Origin of the sequence: Microbacterium atlanticum, from assembly GCF_015277815.1 — a bacterium.
Taxonomy (GTDB): domain Bacteria; phylum Actinomycetota; class Actinomycetes; order Actinomycetales; family Microbacteriaceae; genus Microbacterium; species Microbacterium atlanticum.
The window spans coordinates 443,111-461,560 of record NZ_CP063813.1 but is presented as its reverse complement, the minus strand read 5'-3'; the positions used below and the strand labels follow the sequence as shown (position 1 = coordinate 461,560).

Sequence of the window (18,450 nt, the reverse complement as noted above, 5' to 3'; positions counted from 1 at the left end):
CCATCAGAGGCGGTCGAGGGCCTGGTCGAGGTCGGCGATGAGGTCGTCGATCGACTCGATGCCGACCGAGAGCCGCACGACCTCCGGCGGGACGGCGAGCTCCGTCCCCCGCACCGAGGCGTGCGTCATCTCGTCGGGGTAGTTCATGAGCGACTCGACCCCGCCCAGCGACTCGGCCAGCTGGAACAGCCGCGTCGACTCGGCCAGGCGGCGTGCGGACGCGGCATCCGCCAGCCCCACCGAGACGATCCCGCCGAACCCGCTCATCTGTCGGGCGGCGATGTCGTGGCCGGGGTGCGACGGCAGGCCGGGGTAGTACACGCGCTCGACCGCCTCGTGGCCGGAGAGGAACTCGGCGATGGCGTGCGCGTTCTCGCTGTGCCGGCGCATCCGCAGCGCCAGCGTCTTGATGCCGCGGGTGGTGAGCCACGCGTCGAGCGGCCCCGACACGGCGCCGACGGCGAACTGAAGGAACTTCGCCTGCGCGAACAGCTCCTCGTCGTTCAGCACGAGCGCCCCGCCGACGACGTCGGAGTGCCCGCCGAGGTACTTGGTGGTCGAGTGCACGACCACGTCGGCGCCGAGCGCGAGCGGCTGCTGCAGCGCGGGCGACGCGAAGGTGTTGTCGACGACGACGAGCGCGCCGGCGTCGTGCCCGAGTTCCGAGAGCCGCGCGATGTCGGTGATGCGCAGCAGCGGGTTGCTCGGAGTCTCGACCCACAGGATCCGCGCGGCGCGCTCCTCGAGGGCGGCTCGCACCGCGCCGAGGTCGCTCATGTCGACGACGCGGACGCCGACCCCCCACGCGCCGAGCACGCGCGCGATGAGCCGGTAGGTGCCGCCGTAGACGTCGCTGCCGAGGAGCACCTCGTCGCCGGGCCCGAGCGCCGCGCGCAGCAGCGCATCCTCGGCGGCGAGACCCGAGGCGAACGACAGCGCGTGCGCGCCGCCCTCGAGGGCGGCGAGCTGGGTCTCGAGCGCCGTGCGGGTGGGGTTGCCGCTGCGGCCGTACTCGTAGCCGCCGCGGAGTCCGCCGATGCCGTCCTGCGCGTACGTGGTCGAGAAGTGCACGGGCGGGATCACCGCGCCCGTCGCCGGGTCGAACGCCTGGCCGGCGTGCACGGCGCGGGTCTCGAAGCCGGCGGTGTTCCTGGGGTCGGTCATTCGGTCGCTCCTTCGTGGGGGGCTGCGTCGGGCGTGGTGGAGCCGGCGCGGGACGCGCCGTCGGCGGGGGTCGCGGGGTCGACGGGGTTCGTGCCGGCGGCGGGGACGGCGGATGCCTCCGGCTCGACGTCGAAGCCGTGCTCGCGCATCCACCCGTCGTCGTAGAAGCGGTTGAGGTAGCCGCGGCCGTGATCCGGGAGCAGCACGACCACGACCGCGTCGCGGGACAGGTCGCGGGCGGCGCGCAGCGCCGCGACGACAGCCATGCCGCTGGACCCGCCGACGAGGAGACCCTCCTCGCGGGCGAGCCGGCGGGTCATCGCGAACGCCTCGGCGTCGGGGATGCGGTGGATCTCGTCCGGCACCGACGGGTCGTAGCTCTCGGGCCAGAAGTCCTCGCCGACGCCTTCGACGAGGTAGCCGTGGATGGGCCCGCCGGAGTAGATCGACCCCTCGGGGTCGGAGCCGATCACGCGCACGCGGCCTTCGGAGACCTCGTGCAGGTACCGACCGGTCCCGGTGATGGTGCCGCCGGTGCCGATGCCGGCCACGAAGTGCGTGACGCGCCCGTCGGTGTCGCGCCAGATCTCGGGCCCGGTGGTCTCGTAGTGGCTCAGCGGCCCGTTCGGGTTCGCGAACTGGTTCGGCTTGAAGGCGCCGGGGATCTCGCGCACCAGCCGGTCCGACACGCTGTAGTACGAGCGCGGGTCCTCGGGCGGCACGCTCGTGTCGGTCACGACGACCTCGGCGCCGTACGCCCGCAGCACGTCGACCTTGGCTCCGGAGAACTTGTCGGGCACGACGAAGATCATGCGGTAGCCGCGCTGCAGCGCGACCAGCGCGAGGCCCACGCCGGTGTTGCCGCTGGTCGGCTCGACGATCGTGCCGCCGGGCAGCAGCTGCCCGTCTCGTTCGGCGGCGTCGATGATCCGGCGGGCGATGCGGTCCTTGGCGGAGCCGCCGGGATTGAAGTACTCGACCTTGGCGAGCACCGTCGCGGCGATGCCGTCGGTGACGCGGGTGAGGCGGACGAGGGGGGTGTTGCCGACGAGGTCGGCCACGCTTTCGGCGTAACGCACGATGAGTCCTGGAGTGTTGCCGCGCAGGGCGCGTGGGTGTGTCGGGGTCGCGGAGGCGTGCCGGAGCACTCAGCGACAACAGCGACAGGTCAACACGCCGACCACTCTATGCGCAAGGGCCGCGCGCCGTCGAGCGGCCGGCACGCCGAGTCGCGGCGTTGCGATCCGGTTGGGGTCTTCGGCGCGCACGGATGACCGCGACCGGAACGAGACATGGCGAGTCGACGGTGAGCGCTGCGCCGGGCGCGTGAGCGAGAGGGCGCCGGCGGGCCGCGTGAGCGAGAGGACGCCGCGGCCGGTCAGCCGCGGAGCGCGAGCGCGAAGGGCAGGACCTCGGATGCCCCCGCCCGCCGCAGCTCGCGGGCGGCGATCGTGAGGGTCCAGCCGCTGTCGACCCGGTCGTCGACGAGCAGCACGGGTCCGTCGGGGAGGTCGAGAGCAGCTGCCGAGAAGCGGCCCCAGACGCCGGCCACCCGGAAGGCGCTGTTGCCGCCGGGACTGCCCGCCGGACCGCCGTCGACCACGTCGAGCGAGCCGAGGAAGGGCAGCCGGCCGATCTCGGCGAGGCCACGGGCGAGCGAGGCAACCAGCTGCGGCTTCGACCGCGAGGGCACCGCGACCACGGCGGCGGGGCGGCGCTCCCAGCCCCATTCGGCGAGCACGCGCACGCAGGCCTGCAGCACCCCGGCCGGCACCGGTGCGTCCCCGGCACCGGCGGCGAACAGGTCGCGAAGCGGCCCACCCCACCCCAGATCGGTGAGACGCGCGAGCGCGCGTCCTTCCGCGGCCTGTTCGTCCGCGGCGATGCGGCCCCTCACCGGGACGCCGAGCCGGTCGGCGCCGGTCGGCCACTGCCGACGCGGTTCGATCGGCACGCCGACGCGATCGAGGGCAGCGGCGGCGGCATCCGTCACTCCCGCCGCGATCTCGACCGGGAACCAGGCGCCCGCGCAGTTGTCGCACCGGCCGCAGGGCGCTGCGGTGTCGTCGTCGAGCGAGCGCTGCAGGAACTCCATGCGGCAGCCCGACGTCTCCTCGTACTCGATCATGTGCTGCTGCTCGGCGATCCGCTCGGCGGCGATGCGCCGGTAACGGTCTTCGTCGTAGGTCCAGGGTTCGCCGGTGGCGATCCAGCCGCCACGCACTCGGGCGACGGCTCCGTCGACGTCGAGCACCTTCAGCAGCAGCTCGAGCGGTGTGCGGCGGATGTCGACGACGGCCTCGAGCGCCGGAGTCGACAGCGGGCCCGGGGCGTCGCCGAGCGCCGCGAGCACCCGCTCGGCGCGCTCGCGGTCGGGCATCGACGCCGTGGCGAAGTAGTGCCAGATCTCGCGGTCCTCGGTGCCCGGCAGCAGCAGCACGTCGGCCGACTCGGTCGCACGGCCGGCACGTCCGACCTGCTGGTAGTACGACACCGGCGACGACGGCGCACCCAGGTGCACGACGAAACCGAGATCGGGCTTGTCGAAGCCCATCCCCAGCGCACTGGTGGCCACGAGGGCCTTCACCCCGTTGTCTTTGAGGAGCGCCTCGGACTCCTCCCGCTCGTCGGTGTCGGTCTGCCCGGTGTAGGCGCGCACGTCGTGGCCGCGTTCGCGCAGGAGCCGTGCGGTGTCGTTCGCCGCCGCCACCGTGAGGGTGTAGATGATGCCCGAACCGGGGAGATCGCCGAGGTGGCTGATGAGCCACGCCAGCCGGCTGGGCGAGTCGGGGAGGCGGAGCACGCCGAGCCGGAGCGACGCGCGCGCCAGGGGCCCGCGGATCGTGAGCACGCCGGCGGACGCAGCATCCGACTCCGCCATACCCGCATCGAGCTGCTCGGCGACGTCGGCGACGACGCGGCTGTTGGCCGTCGCGGTGGTGGCCAGCACCGGCACGCCGGCCGGCATGCGCGCGATGAGGTCGCGCAGCCGGCGGTAGTCGGGGCGGAAGTCATGCCCCCAGTCGCTGATGCAGTGCGCCTCGTCGACGACCAGCAGGCCGATGCGGTCGACGAGCTGGGGCAGCTGCTCGTCGCGGAACGAAGGGTTGTTGAGCCGCTCCGGCGAGACGAGGAGCACGTCGACCTCGTCGTGGTCCAGCTGCGCGAGCACATCCGACCACTCGTGCGCGTTCGTCGAGTCGATCTTGACCGCGCGCACCCCCGCGCGCGCGGCCGCCGCGATCTGGTCGCGCATGAGGGCCAGGAGCGGAGACACGAGCACCGTCGGTCCGGCTCCGCGACGCCGGAGCAGCAGCGTCGCGACGAAGTACACTGCCGACTTGCCCCAGCCGGTGCGCTGCACCACGAGCGCGCGGCGCCGGTCGTCGACGAGCGCCTCGATCGCTTCGAACTGGCCGTCGTGGAAATCCGCATCGCCGCGACCCACCAGTGCCCGGAGCACGTCGAGAGCTTCGGCGCGGGTCGTGGTCGTCGCGGTCACAGGTTCCACCCTGCCTCATGCCGCCGACACCCGCGCCCGCCCCTCTCGGCTGCGGTGCCGTCCGGCCGCGCCCGTGCCGAGGTGGCACGGCACGCGGCATCCCACCGCACGAACCCGCACATCGCGCCACCCGAACGGCCCGCGCCCGCGTCGACATGTCACAACACGCGGCATCCCACCCCACGAATCCGCACATCGCGCCGCCCGAACCGCCCGCGTCCGCGTCGACATGGCAGGACACGCGGCATCCCACCCCACGAACCCGCACATCGCGCCACCCGAACGGCCCGCGCCCGCGTCGACATGTCACAACGCGCGGCATCCCACCCCACGAATCCGCACATCGCGCCACCCGAACGGCCCGCGCCCGCGTCGACATGTCACGACACGCGGCATCCCACCCCACGAACCCGCACATCGCGCCACCCGAGCAGCCCGCGCTCGCGTCGACGTCCCGGATCAGCGGGCGCGGGCGTCGCAAAAGGCTCAGCCGGCCGCGCCCGGCGGGGTTCCGGGGCCGGTGAGCAGCCGGTCGAGGAGACGCAGCGCGGCATCCTGCGGCGCGTCCTGGTCAAGCAGCCACTGCGTCTGCAGGCCGTCGGATGCCGCCACCACGAGTGCCGCCACCGCCTCCGGGTCCACATCCGGCCGCAGCCTCCCTGTCGACTGGTTGTGCCGCACGCGCTCGGCGAGCTCGGCGCGCACGCGGGCGAACCGCTCCGTCGCGAATGCGTGGGCCGCGGGATGGCCTTCCTCCAGCGCCGACGCGACGAGGGTCGAGTACAGCTGCACCAGCCCCTGCACCTCGTGGTTGGCATCGCTCCAGCGTCGCACCAGCTCGGTGGGGGTCACATCGAGCGGGACCGGATGCCGGTCGTCCCCGCGCTCCTCGGACTGCCGGTACACCGCGACGAGGAGCTCCTCGAGCGACCCGAAGTAGTGCTTGAGGGCGGCGTGGGTGACGCCGACCTCCTCGGCGATGGCGCGGAGGCTGGTGCGGTCGGAGCCGCGTTTCGCGAAGACTTCGATCGCCCGGTCGAGGATCTCCTGGCGACGGGCGATGCCCTTCGCATACGAGCCGCGCAGGGCCGGCTGCTGCTCATCGTCCGCCATGCGCTCATGCTATCCGACGAAAACCTCCATGCGGAGGTTTTGGTGGTACCGTGATCCCGGTGCCGGGTCCAGCCCGGAGACACCGCCCGCAGACCACGTCGAAGCAGACAACGAAGGAGCGCGACCGATGCCGGTCCAGACATCCATCCAGCTGTTCACCGTCCGAGAGGCGCTCGAGGCCGACCTCGAAGGCACGCTGGCCGAACTCGCCGCGCGCGGCTTCACCGCGGCCGAACCCTACGACTTCGTGCGCCGCGCCGAGCCGCTCGCCGCCGCGCTGAGGGCCAACGGCATCGCGGCCCCCACCGGTCACGCCTTCCTCGCCTCGACATCGTTCGTGAACCCCGACGGCACGACGACGACCCGTCCCGTCCCTCCGGCCGAGGAGGTCTTCGACGCCGCCGAGGCTCTCGGCATGACGACGGTGATCGAGCCCTACACCGACCCCGCCCTCTGGCAAAGCCGGGAGCACATCGCCGACATCGCCCGGCAGCTGAACGCCGCCGCCGAGATCGGCGCCGCGCGCGGCATCCGCGTCGGGTACCACAATCACGCCCACGAGCTCGAGGCGACGTTCGACGGCCGGACGGGCCTCGAGGTCTTCGCCGACCAGCTCGATGAGCGCGTCGTGCTGGAGGTCGACCTGTACTGGGTGGCGCGCGCCGGGGTGGACTCCCCCGCCCTGCTGCGCGCCCTCGGCGACCGCGTGATCGCGGTGCACGTCAAGGACGGCACGCTCGACCCCGAGGCCGTCGCCGCCTACCCGCCGGCCGACCAGGTGCCCGCCGGCCGGGGCGTCGTGCCGCTCGAGGAGGCGCTGGCCGCGGCATCCGCTCTCGAGGTCGCGGTGGTCGAGTTCGACCACTTCCCCGGCGACCTGTTCGACGCCGTCGAGCAGAGCCGGCGCTTCCTCGACGAGCGCGGCCAGGGCGACCAGGGCGCCGCCTGATGGCCGCCGCCACGCAGCCGGTCGGCGTCGGCATCATCGGCGCCGGCAACATCAGCGACCAGTACCTCACGCACCTCACGAGCTTCCCCGACGTGCGCGTCCTCGCCGTGGGCGACCTCCTCGAGGAGCGCGCACGGGCGCAGGCAGACGCCTACGGTGTGCCGCGCGCCGGCAGCGTCGAGTCGGTGCTGAACGATCCCGACATCGACATCATCGTGAACCTCACGATCCCGGCCGCGCACGTCGAGGTGTCGCTGGCGATCATCGCCGCCGGCAAGCACGTGTGGACCGAGAAGCCGATCGGCATCGACCGCGAGGAGTCGCAGCGTCTGCTCGACGCAGCGCGGGAGGCGGGCCTGCGGGTCGGCGTCGCGCCCGACACGGTGCTCGGCCCCGGGGTGCAGACCGCCAAGCGCGCGATCGCCCGCGGCGACATCGGGCGGCCGCTGTTCGCGACGACCACGTTCCAGTGGCAGGGCCCGGAGCTGTGGCATCCGAATCCCGCCTTCCTGTACGCGAAGGGCGCCGGACCGCTGCTGGACATGGGCCCCTACTACGTCTCGACGCTCGTGCACGTGTTCGGTCCCGTCGCGTCCGTGGCGGCTCTCGGCCTGCGGGGCGTCCCGACCCGCACCGTCAAGTCGGGCGCGCTGGCCGGCCAGGAGTTCCCGGTCGAGATCCCGTCGACGCTGTCGGTGCTGATGGACTTCGAGAAGGGCGGCCAGGCGCAGAGCCTGTACAGCACCGACTCGCCGCTCAAGCGCCACGGCGTCGTGGAGATCAACGGCACCGAGGGCACGATCGTGATCCCCGACCCGAACATGTTCGGCGGCGACATCTCGATCATCCGACCTCTCACCGACGCGTCGGTCAGCGAGCAGGAGATCATCGCGGTGCCGCAGGAGGGCGTGCTCGCCGGTCGAGGCCTCGGCCTGCTCGACATGGCGCGCTCGATCCGCGAGGACCGCCCGCACATCGCCACCGGCGAATTCGGCTTCCACGTGCTCGACACGCTGCTCTCGATCGAGGAGGCCGCCGAGTCCCACGGCTTCGTCGAGGTGGAGAGCACGCTCGGTGAGGTCGGGTCACTTCCCGCGGACTTCGACCCGCTGGCCGCGACGCTGTAGGCCGCCGCGCCCACCGGCTCTCGAACCGCGCACGCTGCAGTCCGGCCTGCTCCGGCTGCACAGTGCGCGGTTCGACACCGGGGTGAGGGCCGGAGTCAGCGGTCGCCGGGGGCGGAGGTGTCGATTCCGGATGCCGCGGCCTCGAGCGCGTCGCGAGCCGCGGCGATCGCGGCCTCGGTCGCCGCGTACCCGTGCTCCGGACCGGGGAACACCCCCTCGCGCACCTCCTGCGCGTACGCGGTCACCCCGGCGACCATGTCGTGGCCGATCTCGGCGTAGCGCTTGACGAACGCGGCGGTCTTCCCCTCGGTGATGCCGAGCAGGTCGTGCATCACGAGCACCTGCCCGTCAGCCGGACCGGCGCCGATCCCGATCACGGGGATCCGCAGCGCCGGAAGCACGATCGCGGCCACGTCGGCGGGCACCGCCTCGATGACGAGCACCGAGGCGCCGGCATCCTGCACGGCGAGCGCCTCTCGCACGAGGCGCGCCGCCGACTCGGCGGTGCGGCCCTGGGCACGCAGACCACCGAGGGCGACCGCGGTCTGCGGCGTGAGGCCGACGTGGGCGACGACGGGGATGCCCGCCTCGGCGATCGCGCGGATGCGGCTGAGTCGCGCCGCACCGCCGCCCTCGAGCTTCACGGCGTCGGCGCCGGCCTCCTTCACGAAACGCACCGCGGTCGCCACGGCCTGCTCGTCCGAGACCTCGGTAGAGCCGAACGGCACGTCGCACACCACGAACGCGGAGCGCACGCCGCGACGCACCGCTCGCGCGAGCACCAGCATCTCGTCCACGGTCACCGACACGGTCGACTCGTGCCCGAGCACGACCTGCGCGCCCGAGTCGCCGACCAGCACCATGTCGACCTCGGCCTGCTCGGCGGTGCGCGCGGTCGGGAAGTCGTACGCCGTGACCATGACGATCGGCTCGCGGCGCGCCTTCATCTCGTCGAGTCGCTGCAGCGTCACCGGCGCGCGCATCAGGAACCTCCAGGTGCGAGGGCGCCCGAAGGCGCGATGAGGGTGTTGTCGATCAGTCGCGTCGCGCCCACCCGGCCCGCGATGGCGACGAGCGCCGGGCCGTCCAAGCGCGCGATCGGCGCGAAGCTCGCCGGGTCGACGACCGCGACATAGTCGGGGTGGATTCCGGATGCCTCGAGCACGGCGATCGCCCGTGCCCGCAGCGCCTCGGGGTCCGTGGTGCCGGCGGCGGCGGCATCCGTCACCTCCTCGAGCGCACGCGGGATGGCGAGCGCCCGCGCGCGCTCGTCGGGCGAGAGGCGGGTGTTGCGGCTGGACCGCGCGAGACCATCGGCGTCGCGCGAGGTCGGGCAGACGACGAGCTCGACCGGGACGCCGAGGTCGGCGACGAGCCGGCGGATGACGGCGACCTGCTGGGCGTCCTTGGCTCCGAAGTAGGCGCGGTCGGGGAGCGCGGCGAGCAGGAGCTTGGTGACGACCGTCGCGACGCCGTCGAAGTGGGAGCGACCGCGCTCCGCGCCTTCGAGCGTCTCGGCGATCAGGCCGGCGACGCTGACGGTGGTGGCGAAACCCGCGGGGTACACCTCCGCGGCCTCCGGGGCGAACACCACGTCGACGCCCTCCGCCTCGGCGAGCGCGAGGTCGGCCTCCTCGGTGCGCGGGTAGGCGGCGAGGTCGGCCTGCTCGTCGAACTGGGCGGGGTTGACGAAGATCGACATCACGACGGTGTCGTCGGCCGAGCGGGCCGCGCGCAGCAGCGTCGCATGGCCCTCGTGCAGCGCCCCCATGGTCGGGACGAGTCCGACCGCCCCGGCCCGCCGGTCGCGCAACGCGTCCCGGAGGGCGGCCACGGTACGCACGACGATCACGGTCCCACCTCCTGTCGAGTGCGGAGGTCCTCCGTGGCGGCGACGAGCGCGTCGAAGAGGGCGGCGCGGGCGGGCAGCCGCTCGCGCACGGCGGCGCGCTGACGGGCGACGGTGTCGGCGTCGCCCCGGGCGATCGGACCGGTCAGAGCCGCGGCGCCGTGCGCCTCCCAGTTCGCGACCGTGGCGCGCACGAGGGGTGCGAGCGCTTCGCGCGGAACGCCCGCGGTCGCGGCGAGCTCCTCGGCGAACGATTCGAGCGTCACGAGGAAGTTCGAGGCGATCGACGCCGCGGCGTGGTACGCGGGCCGGTCGGCATCAGCGACGTCGAACGATCTCATCCCCAGCGCGTCGGCGAGCGCGTGAGCCGTGGCGAGCGCCCGCGCGGTCGAGCCGGCGAGGGCCGCGGGCACACCCTCGAACGAGGTCACGCCGGTCACGGTCGTGAGGGGATGGATGCTGAGCGCCTCGTGCTGCGCGAGCGGCTCGAGCGTCGTCGCGCCCGAGAAGTGCCCCACGACGCGGTCCGGTGCGATGAGCGCCGCGGCGGCGCCGATCTCGGCATCCGGCACCGCCAGCAGCACGATGTCGGCGTGCTCGCCCGTCGCGCCGCGTGCGAGGGGACCCTGCACGTCGACGCCCGCCTGCCGGAGGGCCGACACCATCGCGCGGCCGATGCGGCCGTCGCCGACGATCGCCACGCGGGCGAGCGCGTGCGCGGGGTGCGAGTCCGGCATCGTCGTCGTCTCCCGTCACGGCGCGTGGATCCGGTTCAGGACGGCTGAACCGGATTCAAAAATACCGGAGGGGCCGCCGGCGGCGCGCACGTCCACTTCCTCCCGTGCCGAAGCGCCCTCCGCCGGGCCACACTACGCCGTGGCGGGCACCCGGTACGCGACGTGCACGCGGCCGATCTCGCCGTCGAACGCGAACGGCATCCGGTCGGCGTACGCCCGAGACACCGCGCCGCCGTACGCGCGGCCCACGTCGAGACAGTCGTTCGCCGAGAACAGCAGCGGCGCACTGACCGGCACCGTGCCCGACGCGACCTCGGCGCCGTCGACGCGCAGCACCACGCGGAGCGGGCCGCCGGGGCGCGGCTCGACGTAAGTGGTCTCGATCTCGATCGTGTGGTCGCCCGCGGTGAGGGCCTCGGTGGCGGCGATGGTCGTCCGCTGCACCAGGAACAGGTTGTACTCGTACGTCAGGATGCCGTCGACGACGTACGCCGTCAGGCCGCCGCCTGCGCCGCCGAGCTTGTACAGCACGCCGTTGGCCCGGTCGCCGACCTTCACCTCCATCGTGACGACGTTCGGCTTGTTGCCCAGAGCAGGCGCGCAGAACTCGGGCACGCGGAACGTGTCGCCCGAGAACTCCCACTGCGTGTAGGGAGGTGAGATCCGCAGCTCGGGATGGAAGGGCACGACCCACAACCCGCCGCCGATCGGCAGCACCTTGTTCTTGGCCGCCTCGATCGCGAACAGCTCCTTCATCGCGGCGAGCTTCTCGGGATGCTGATCGGCCAGGTCATGCGCCTGGCTCCAGTCCTCGTCGAGGTTGTACAGCTCCCATTTGTCGTCGTCGGGCGTCCAGGTCTGGATGCCGGCCGGCACGCCCGGCACCCACGGCAGGCGCGGACCGGGGGTGGACGCGATCCAGCCGTCCTCGTAGATCGACCGGCTCGCCATGATCTCGAAGTACTGCACGCGGTGCCGGCCCTCGGCGGTCTTGTCGTCGATCGAGTAGGCGAAGCTCGTGCCGTCGATGGGGTCCTGGGGAATGCCGTTGACGGTGTCGGGATGGGAGATGCCGAGGATCTCGTAGATGGTCGGCGCCAGATCGATCACGTGATGGAACTGGGTGCGCGGCACGGGGTCGTGCTCGATGTGCCCGGGCCACTGGATGAACATCGGGTTGCGGGTGCCACCGAGGTGCGAGGCCATCAGCTTCATGCCCTGGTACGGCGAGGAGCCGGCCCAGGCCCAGGCGGCGTGGTACTGGTTGTCGGTCGCCGGCGTGCCCAGGGCGTCGAGGCCGCCGAGCTCCTCCAGCGCCGCGATGTGCTGGTCGATCGTGGTCGGGATCATGTTCTGCGCGAGCAGCTCGCTGATGGTGCCGTTCTGGCCCTCGCCGGACGAGCCGTTGTCGCCCCAGATGTAGATGACGATCGTGTCATCGGCGTACCCGAGTCGCTCGAGCTCGTCGACCACGCGGCCGGCCTGCACGTCGGCGTGCTCACCGAAGCCGGCGCACACCTCCATCAGACGCGCCTGGAACGGCTTCTGGTGGTCGGGGATCTCGTCCCAGCCCTGCAGCGAGTCGGGGCGAGGCGTGAGCACGGCATCCTCCGGGACCCAGCCGGCCGCCTTCGCCCCCGCGAGCGCTTCCTCGCGGTAGACGTCCCAGCCGTCGTCGAAGACGCCCTTGTACTTGTCGGCCCACTCCTTGTGCACATGGTGCGGCCCGTGGATGGCGCCGGTCGCCCAGTACATGAAGAAGGGCTTGTCGGGCGAGAGCGCCTTGTGGTCGCGCAGCCACGCGATCGCGTCGTCGGCGATGTCCTCGCTGAGGTGATACCCCTCCTCCGGCGACTTCGGCGGCAGCACCGACGTCGTGTTGCGCACGAGGTTGGGCTCGTACTGCGACGCCTCGCCCGCGAGGAAGCCGTAGAAGTACTCGAAGCCGTTGCCGGTCGGCCAGTTGTCGTACGGACCCGCCTTGGTCGTCTCCTCGGCGGGTGTGTTGTGCCACTTGCCCCACGCCGCGGTCGAGTAGCCGTAGTTGCGCAGCACCTCGGCGATGGTGGCGCTCGACTTGGGAATGTGGCCCGAGTAGCCGTCCCAGTCGTTGGCGAGCTCGGCGATCTGGCCGGCGCCGACGCGATGGTGGTTGCGACCGGTCAGCAGTGAGGCGCGCGTCGGCGAGCACATCGACGTGGTGTGGAAGCGGTTGTAGCCGATGCCGTCCTGGCGGATGCGATCGAGCGTGGGCGTGGCGACCTTGCCGCCGAGCGGTGCCGGCAGCGCCGGCCCGGCGTCGTCGATGAGGATGACGAGCACGTTGGGCGCGTCCTCGTTCAGGCGGCGCTCGGGCGGCAGCGGCGAATACGTCGACTCGGCGAGCGTCCGCCCCGCGTAGCTGCCGGACGGCTTGGGCGGGAACGGGAGAGTCCTGCTCGGCGGGAGCGGCGCTCCCACGATCGTGCGTGCGTCCTCGGTCATCGTCATCTCCCGTCAGTGCGCGATCATCCGCTCGAGCGGCGCGCCGGGGCGGCCCACCCGAGACCCCCGCGTCAAGGTAGCCGGGGGCATCCCGCCGTCACATCACTCGGATCGTGTGAAGCGCCGGCCGCGCGGTGGGGCGGCGTTCCGGTTCATACGATCTGCATGGTGCGCGCCACCGGCGCACATTGTGCACTTAGTCCAGTTGTCCGGGTTTCGAAGCGGAGGCGGGCATTGGACGATGTCGATCGGCTGCGACGGTTCTGCGTCGACGATCCGGCGCTGGCTGCAGACCCGGGCGGTTCGTGGTCGGGCGCGCTCGACGTGCGCACCGCTGCCCTGGTGCGGATGGGGGCGCTCATCGCGACCGATGCGCCGGCCGCGTCGATCCGCTCCGCCGTCGACGAGGCGGTGACGGCCGGCGTCACGCTGCACGAGATCGTCGCGGTGCTCGAGGGCATGGTGAGCGTGGTGGGACTGCCACGCGTGGTCGCCGCCGCCCCACGCATCGCCGCGGCCCTCGGCTACGGCGACGACCTGGTGCCGGAACCGGCACTCTGAGCGGCCCCACAAGACCGCCCGGCGTCAGCCGCCGAGCAGCCCCAGGGCGCTCGCCCGGTCCACCGCGCCGCCCCGTGTGGTCACGCCGAGCTTGCGGTAGATCGAGCCGACCTCCGAGCTCACGGTGTTGCGTGAGATGAACAGGCGCTGCCCGATCTCGGCGATCGTGAGGTGCGTCTGCAGGTACGGCAGCAGGCGCAGCTCGGCCGGCGTCAGCGGAACGGATCCCCCCGCGACCGGCTCGGCGGCAAGGGCGACGCGCAGCTCTGCGGCTTGCGCGGCGACCGCGCCGACATCCGGCCGCTTGCGCAGCAGGTCGTCGATCTCCTTCAGGAGGTGCCACGCCGCCGACCGGTCTCCCGCCGCGATGTGCGCCTTCGCCAGCTGCATGCGCGCCCGGATCGAGAGGTAGGGCAGCAGGTGCGTGCAACCGACGCGCGCGCGCATGCCCCGCGAGAGCAGCCGGGCCCCCTCCTCGCGGTCGCCGTCGTGGAGCGCGACGCGGGCCGCAACCGCCAGCGCAAGGGCGGTCGTCGGGTACCCGTCCATGTGGCTCGAAGCGATCGCGTCCACTCCCCGCTCCGCGTGCGCGCGCGCGGCTCCCCAGCGGCCGGCCTCGATCGCCAGCAGCGCCAGCTCGGGCTCGCTGAGGATCACCGTGTCGGCGTTGCCGGCCACCGCGGCGACCTCGACAGCCTCTTCGAACGCCGCCTGCGCGCCGATCGGATCGTCCACCAGCAGGCGCGCCGATCCCCACAGGTGCAGCGCCTGATCGCGCCACGGGCTCGTCGGCGGTTCGTGCTTCATCGCGTACGCGGCATCCGTCACCACCCGCTCATGTCCCCGCTCGCACATCGCGGCGCGGACCATGGCGCGGGCCGACTCGAACGAAAGACGGTCCTCCTCGGGAAGGGACTCGACATCGAACGCGGCGAGGATGCGCGCCCAGCGCTCGCCGGCTGCCACCTCGCCCAGCAGCACCGCCGTCCACGTCATCGAGACCACGAGCGGCGGGTATGTGCGCACCAGCCCGTCGCCGAGCTCGGACAGCCACCGCCGCACCGTCGACACCCGCCCCCTCTGGTACATCGGCAGTCCCAGCTCGGCGATGCGCTCGGCGGCACTCTCGATCTCACCTGCCAGCAGCAGGTGCTCCACGGCCTGCGCCGGCATGCCGTGGTCGTCGTGCCACCGCGCCGCGCGGCGGTGCAGCGCGGCGACGGCGGCGGCGCCCTCGGCTCGTTCGAGCTCGGTCTGGAGGAACTCACGGAACAGCGCGTGGAAGCGGAACCACCCGCGGTGGTGGTCGAGCCCGATGAGGAAGAGATTCGCGTCCTCGAGGTCGCGAAGCCGAGCGCGCGCATCCTCGATGTCGAGCACGGCGTTGCACGAGGCGGCCGAGAACTGGTCGAGCACCGCCGCGCGACGGAGGAAGACCTGCGTGTCCTCGGGAAGCCGCGCCAGGCACTCGCGGTAGAGGAAGTCGGCGACGAAGCGGTCGTCCCCCGTGACCGAGGCGGCATCGCCGCCCGAGCGCGCCACCAGGGCGCAGAGCGAGAGCCCGGTCGGCCAGCCCTCGCAGCGCTCCACGATGGTGTGCAGATCGGCGTCGTCGACGTCGGCAGCGCCGGCGTGATCGAACAGGACGCGCGCCGAGGCGTGGTCGAGCGACAGGTCCGCCGTCGTGATCTCCCACGCGTCGCCCGCCACGCGGAGGCGTCCCACGAGCGCCGGTTCGCGCCGGCTGGCGAGGACGACGTGCGAGCCGGCCGGCACACGACCGAGAAGCACTTCCAGCGCGTCCTGGCATTCGTGCGAGTCAGCCCAGTGCAGGTCGTCGACGAACAGCACGAAGGGGGCCGGGGCGGCGGCGAGGGCACCCGCGAGCATCGGGGCCGAGCGGCCCAGCGCGCCGGTGCCGATGCCGCGCATCTCGGAGACCACGCCGGCCGCTGCCGGCGAGAACGACGCGGCGGCCGCCGCGATGACCGACAACAGGGACGCGGGGTCGGCATCCGTGCGGTCCAGCGACGCCCACGCGACGGTGCGATCTTCGGATGCCGCCCATTCGGCCAGCAGCGTCGACTTGCCGTAGCCGGCGGGCGCCGTGACCGAAACGACGCGGGCACCACTCGTCCGGGCACGATCGATCAGTGCACTCCGGCTCACCGCACCCGGGCGAGGAGGCGGCGGCTGGGTCTTGCCGTGCAGCAGCACAGCGTGCAGATCGGGGGTCCCCACACCCGTCTCACGGAGAGTCTCCGTCACGTTCGGAATCATAGGGGCGCGGCGAACTCTGCCACAAACACCCGGGTAACAGAAGCGAAAGCTCCGTGTGCGAAAGCACCGCGCTCGCAGGCGCAGAGGTGACGGATGCCGCGGCCCCGCGACCGCGCCCCACCGAGACCGCGTCCCCGCCCACCCGCAGCCCACGGCCGCGCCCTCGGGCGTCAGCGCGCGTCGCGCGCGGCATCCCACCACTGCAGCACGCGCGTGCCGATCAGGGTGAGCCACCGCGAGGGCTCGCCTTCGGCGACATCGACCGGGAACCAGGTGCGGCCGGGCAGCGGGGTGGTCTGCAGCCACGACCCGTCGGGCTGTCGCGCCGAGCGCACGAGCTCGACGGCCTGGGTCATCCGCGGGTCGGGTCGTGTGCCCTCGAGCAGGGCGACGTCGCGGAAGTGATCGAGCGCCGCGAGGGCGCTGTAGCGGTGGCGGTTCGGGTACACGAACCGGCTGACGAAGTCGCCGACCACCTCGCCGGTCGATGCGCGGAACATCAGGCGCCGCGAGAGCAGGTACTCCTCGCCGCCGTGACGGGCATCGCGCAGGGCGGTGTCGCCGGTGATCCGCTCGTAGGCCAGCATGCCCCGGACGGCATTGAGGGTGGAGTGGAAGGACGAGCGCACCGACTCGCCCTCCTCGGCCTCGCAGTTCCAGCCGCCGTCGGCCAGCCGGTGCGCGGGGAACCAGGCGGCCAGCCGTGAGACGTCCGCGCCCAGCCACGCTCCGGTGGCCAGCGTGTACGAGTTGATGCACACGTCGACCTCGCCGCCCCAGTACGGCAGGTCGTCGTACTCCCACCGGCTGTTCGCCGCGAGCTTCTCGGCTGTGCCCGCGAGGGCCTCGGCGTCCAGCCCCCACTCGCGCAGATCCTTCAGCACCCACGTCGTCGCCGTCCACGGCTGGCCGGGCTCGTCGGCCTCCGGGCTGCCGAAGAAGCCGGCAGGAAAGAAGGCTCCGCCGGCCCATTGCCCGTCGTCGTCCTGCTCCGCGAGCAGCCGGGCGCCGAAGCCTTCCGTCGCCACGCGGGCTCGTGTGGCCTGCCATACCACCGGCGGTGCGCCGGCGAGATCGCGTTCGACCTGCCACCGCAGCGCGGGGTCGGAGTCCAGCAGCCAGTCGAGCACGCGCGGATCGGTCGCCATGGAGGCAGGCTACTCAGGCCCTCCGACGTGCGGGCCGAACCGGAGACGGGGCGGGCCGACCGATGTCGACCCGCCCCGATGCTCCCCCGCGTCGGTATCCGGTGGCTCAGCCGCCGGCGGTCGCGTTGTCGTACGCGCGCATCGCGGCGGACTGCGCGTCGGCGAGCGCCTCCTCCGGCGTCTTGTCGCCGAGCAGCGCCGCGGTGACGGCGTTGTTCAGCTCGTTCTGGATGTCCTGACCGGCCGGCGACGAGCCGAACGAACGGCCGTAGTCGAGCACGTCGTAGTAGGTCGCGATCGTCTGGTCGAAGCCGGCGTTGCCGGTCTCAACGACATATTCGTCACGGATCGACTGGTCGGGACCGGGCGAACCGGTGAACAGGCCGGTGTTGATGCCGCCGTCCTCCGCGCGGGTCTCGGCGCGCGCCGCACCGGCAGCCGCCCAGCCCTCTTCGCTGGTCAGGTCGATCATCCACGCGCAGGCGGCGGCGGGGTTCTCGGCTCCGGCGGGGATGACGAACGCCGAGCCGCCGGCGACCGAGAAAGGCTCGCCGTCGCTGTTCTTGAACGGGACCGCCTCGATCTGCACCTGGTCGACGTACGGCGACAGCACGTTGGGATACCACTGCGCGTTCACCTGGGCGCCGACCTGGTCGGTGACGAACTGGTTGTTGTCGCCGAACGTGTCGAAGGAGTCGGTGAAGCTCTTCACGTCCGCGTAGCCGCCCTGAGCGTCGTTGATCTGCTTGAGCAGCTCGATGCCGGCGATGTTGCTCGGGTCGTCGAGCGTCGGCGTGCCGTCGTCGTCCGTGAGCTGGCCGCCCATCCCGAGGATCCACAGCGGCGCCTGGCCCGTCGAGACCGGGTCGAACCCGAGCCGCGTCGGCACGCCGCCGGACTCCTGGTACATCTTCTCGATCGCGCCGAGGAGCGCCTCAGGGTTGGAGGTGTCGATCTCCTCGTTGGTGACGCCTGCCTCGTCCATCACCCGCTTGTTCAGCATGATCGCCGGCGGCTGGTAGAACTGCGGCACGGCCCAGATGGCGTCTTCGTAGCGCACATCGTCGACGACGAAGGGGTACCAGTAGTCGTCGGGGGTGACCCCCTGTGCCTCGAAGCACGCGTCCAGCGGGATGATGAGGTCCTGGGCCGCGTACTGCGTCACGTAGCGGCGGTCCATCTGCACGACGTCCGGCACGTCGCCGCTCGCGATGCGCGTGGTGAACTTCTGCGCGTCGAACGCCGTCGCGTCGAGCTCGACCTCGACGTCCGACAGCTGCTCCTCGGCATAGTCCAGCCGCGACTGTCCGACGTCGTCGGCGTTCTCGAAGCCCCAGGCCGAGAGGGTGCCCGTCGGCTCGGCCTCGAAGTCGGCTTCTCCGCCGCCCGTCCCCCCGCCGCCGTTCCCGCCGCCGCCGCAGCCGGCGAGGAGGACAGCGGATGCCGCGATGGCGGCGATTCCGATCACGCGCTTGCGCATTTGCTTGCCTTTCGGTTGGTTGACGTGAAGAAGCGGGGAGTCAGGCGCGAGGCATC

Annotated in this window: 14 protein-coding genes; 3 read left to right on the top strand and 11 right to left on the bottom strand. The window is 72.4% G+C overall.

The genetic code is table 11. The features are described from left to right. Positions 1-3 precede the first annotated feature (3 nt). The 4 genes from IR212_RS02000 to IR212_RS01985 all read right to left on the bottom strand — a co-directional run bounded on the left by IR212_RS02000 (position 4) and on the right by IR212_RS01985 (position 5,779). A complete protein-coding gene (locus IR212_RS02000) occupies positions 4-1,164 on the bottom strand; it encodes a cystathionine gamma-synthase (protein WP_194397365.1) in 1,161 nt (386 codons plus the stop codon). Beyond that, positions 1,161-2,243, bottom strand: a complete 1,083-nt coding sequence (locus IR212_RS01995) for a pyridoxal-phosphate dependent enzyme (RefSeq protein ID WP_228479440.1) — start codon at positions 2,241-2,243, stop codon at positions 1,161-1,163. Before IR212_RS01995 ends, IR212_RS02000 begins: the two co-directional genes overlap by 4 nt. Positions 2,244-2,542: 299 nt before the next feature. Further along, entirely contained in the window at positions 2,543-4,666 is a 2,124-nt protein-coding gene (locus tag IR212_RS01990; RefSeq protein WP_194397364.1) for a RecQ family ATP-dependent DNA helicase, read from the bottom strand. A 486-nt stretch (positions 4,667-5,152) separates the two neighbouring features. Beyond that, positions 5,153-5,779, bottom strand: coding sequence for a TetR/AcrR family transcriptional regulator (locus IR212_RS01985; RefSeq protein ID WP_194397363.1), 627 nt, complete (start codon positions 5,777-5,779; stop codon positions 5,153-5,155). Positions 5,780-5,906: 127 nt separating this feature from the next. Between IR212_RS01985 and IR212_RS01980 the strand changes: the two genes are divergently transcribed. Together IR212_RS01980 and IR212_RS01975 are read left to right on the top strand one after the other, a co-directional pair. Next, a complete protein-coding gene (locus tag IR212_RS01980) occupies positions 5,907-6,728 on the top strand; it encodes a sugar phosphate isomerase/epimerase family protein (RefSeq protein ID WP_194397362.1) in 822 nt (273 codons plus the stop codon). Next, positions 6,728-7,855: a Gfo/Idh/MocA family protein gene (locus IR212_RS01975; protein WP_194397361.1), complete on the top strand. Its 1,128-nt coding sequence runs from the start codon at positions 6,728-6,730 to the stop codon at positions 7,853-7,855. The genes IR212_RS01980 and IR212_RS01975 overlap by 1 nt, the downstream gene beginning before the upstream one ends. A gap of 95 nt (positions 7,856-7,950) precedes the next feature. On the opposite strand, the gene panB is transcribed toward IR212_RS01975, so the two are convergent. From panB to IR212_RS01955, 4 genes are all read right to left on the bottom strand, one after another. Next, positions 7,951-8,838, bottom strand: a complete 888-nt coding sequence (gene panB / locus IR212_RS01970) for a 3-methyl-2-oxobutanoate hydroxymethyltransferase (RefSeq protein WP_194397360.1) — start codon at positions 8,836-8,838, stop codon at positions 7,951-7,953. Further along, positions 8,838-9,707: a pantoate--beta-alanine ligase gene (gene panC, locus IR212_RS01965; RefSeq protein WP_194397359.1), complete on the bottom strand. Its 870-nt coding sequence runs from the start codon at positions 9,705-9,707 to the stop codon at positions 8,838-8,840. The genes panB and panC overlap by 1 nt, the downstream gene beginning before the upstream one ends. Continuing rightward, entirely contained in the window at positions 9,704-10,441 is a 738-nt protein-coding gene (locus tag IR212_RS01960; protein ID WP_194397358.1) for a DUF2520 domain-containing protein, read from the bottom strand. The genes panC and IR212_RS01960 overlap by 4 nt, the downstream gene beginning before the upstream one ends. A gap of 132 nt (positions 10,442-10,573) precedes the next feature. Continuing rightward, positions 10,574-12,925, bottom strand: a complete 2,352-nt coding sequence (locus tag IR212_RS01955; RefSeq protein WP_194397357.1) for an arylsulfatase — start codon at positions 12,923-12,925, stop codon at positions 10,574-10,576. A gap of 234 nt (positions 12,926-13,159) precedes the next feature. Here IR212_RS01955 and IR212_RS01950 point away from each other — a divergent pair, with 234 nt between their 5' ends. After that, a complete protein-coding gene (locus IR212_RS01950) occupies positions 13,160-13,486 on the top strand; it encodes a carboxymuconolactone decarboxylase family protein (protein ID WP_194397356.1) in 327 nt (108 codons plus the stop codon). A gap of 24 nt (positions 13,487-13,510) precedes the next feature. Here IR212_RS01950 and IR212_RS01945 read toward each other — a convergent pair whose 3' ends face one another. From IR212_RS01945 to IR212_RS01935, 3 genes are all read right to left on the bottom strand, one after another. Beyond that, positions 13,511-15,754 (bottom strand): LuxR family transcriptional regulator, encoded by a 2,244-nt coding sequence (locus IR212_RS01945; RefSeq protein ID WP_194397355.1) that lies wholly within the window; start codon positions 15,752-15,754, stop codon positions 13,511-13,513. A gap of 182 nt (positions 15,755-15,936) precedes the next feature. After that, positions 15,937-16,914 carry a squalene cyclase gene (locus tag IR212_RS01940; protein ID WP_194397354.1) on the bottom strand — a complete coding sequence of 326 codons (978 nt, stop codon included), beginning with the start codon at positions 16,912-16,914 and terminating at the stop codon, positions 15,937-15,939. 106 nt (positions 16,915-17,020) lie between these two features. Beyond that, complete coding sequence (locus tag IR212_RS01935; protein WP_194397353.1) at positions 17,021-18,394, bottom strand: ABC transporter substrate-binding protein; 1,374 nt, start codon at positions 18,392-18,394, stop codon at positions 17,021-17,023. Between the last annotated feature and the right edge of the window lie 56 nt (positions 18,395-18,450).

Excerpts from the sequence above, each read along its gene's own strand:
- IR212_RS02000 (WP_194397365.1), bottom strand. The coding sequence starts at position 1,164 with ATGACCGACCCCAGGAACACCGCCGGCTTCGAGACCCGCGCCGTGCAC.
- IR212_RS01985 (WP_194397363.1), bottom strand. The coding sequence starts at position 5,779 with ATGGCGGACGATGAGCAGCAGCCGGCCCTGCGCGGCTCGTATGCGAAG.
- IR212_RS01980 (WP_194397362.1), top strand. The coding sequence starts at position 5,907 with ATGCCGGTCCAGACATCCATCCAGCTGTTCACCGTCCGAGAGGCGCTC.
- IR212_RS01975 (WP_194397361.1), top strand. The coding sequence starts at position 6,728 with ATGGCCGCCGCCACGCAGCCGGTCGGCGTCGGCATCATCGGCGCCGGC.
- panB (WP_194397360.1), bottom strand. The coding sequence starts at position 8,838 with ATGCGCGCGCCGGTGACGCTGCAGCGACTCGACGAGATGAAGGCGCGC.
- IR212_RS01960 (WP_194397358.1), bottom strand. The coding sequence starts at position 10,441 with ATGCCGGACTCGCACCCCGCGCACGCGCTCGCCCGCGTGGCGATCGTC.
- IR212_RS01955 (WP_194397357.1), bottom strand. The coding sequence starts at position 12,925 with ATGACCGAGGACGCACGCACGATCGTGGGAGCGCCGCTCCCGCCGAGC.
- IR212_RS01940 (WP_194397354.1), bottom strand. The coding sequence starts at position 16,914 with ATGGCGACCGATCCGCGCGTGCTCGACTGGCTGCTGGACTCCGACCCC.
- IR212_RS01935 (WP_194397353.1), bottom strand. The coding sequence starts at position 18,394 with ATGCGCAAGCGCGTGATCGGAATCGCCGCCATCGCGGCATCCGCTGTC.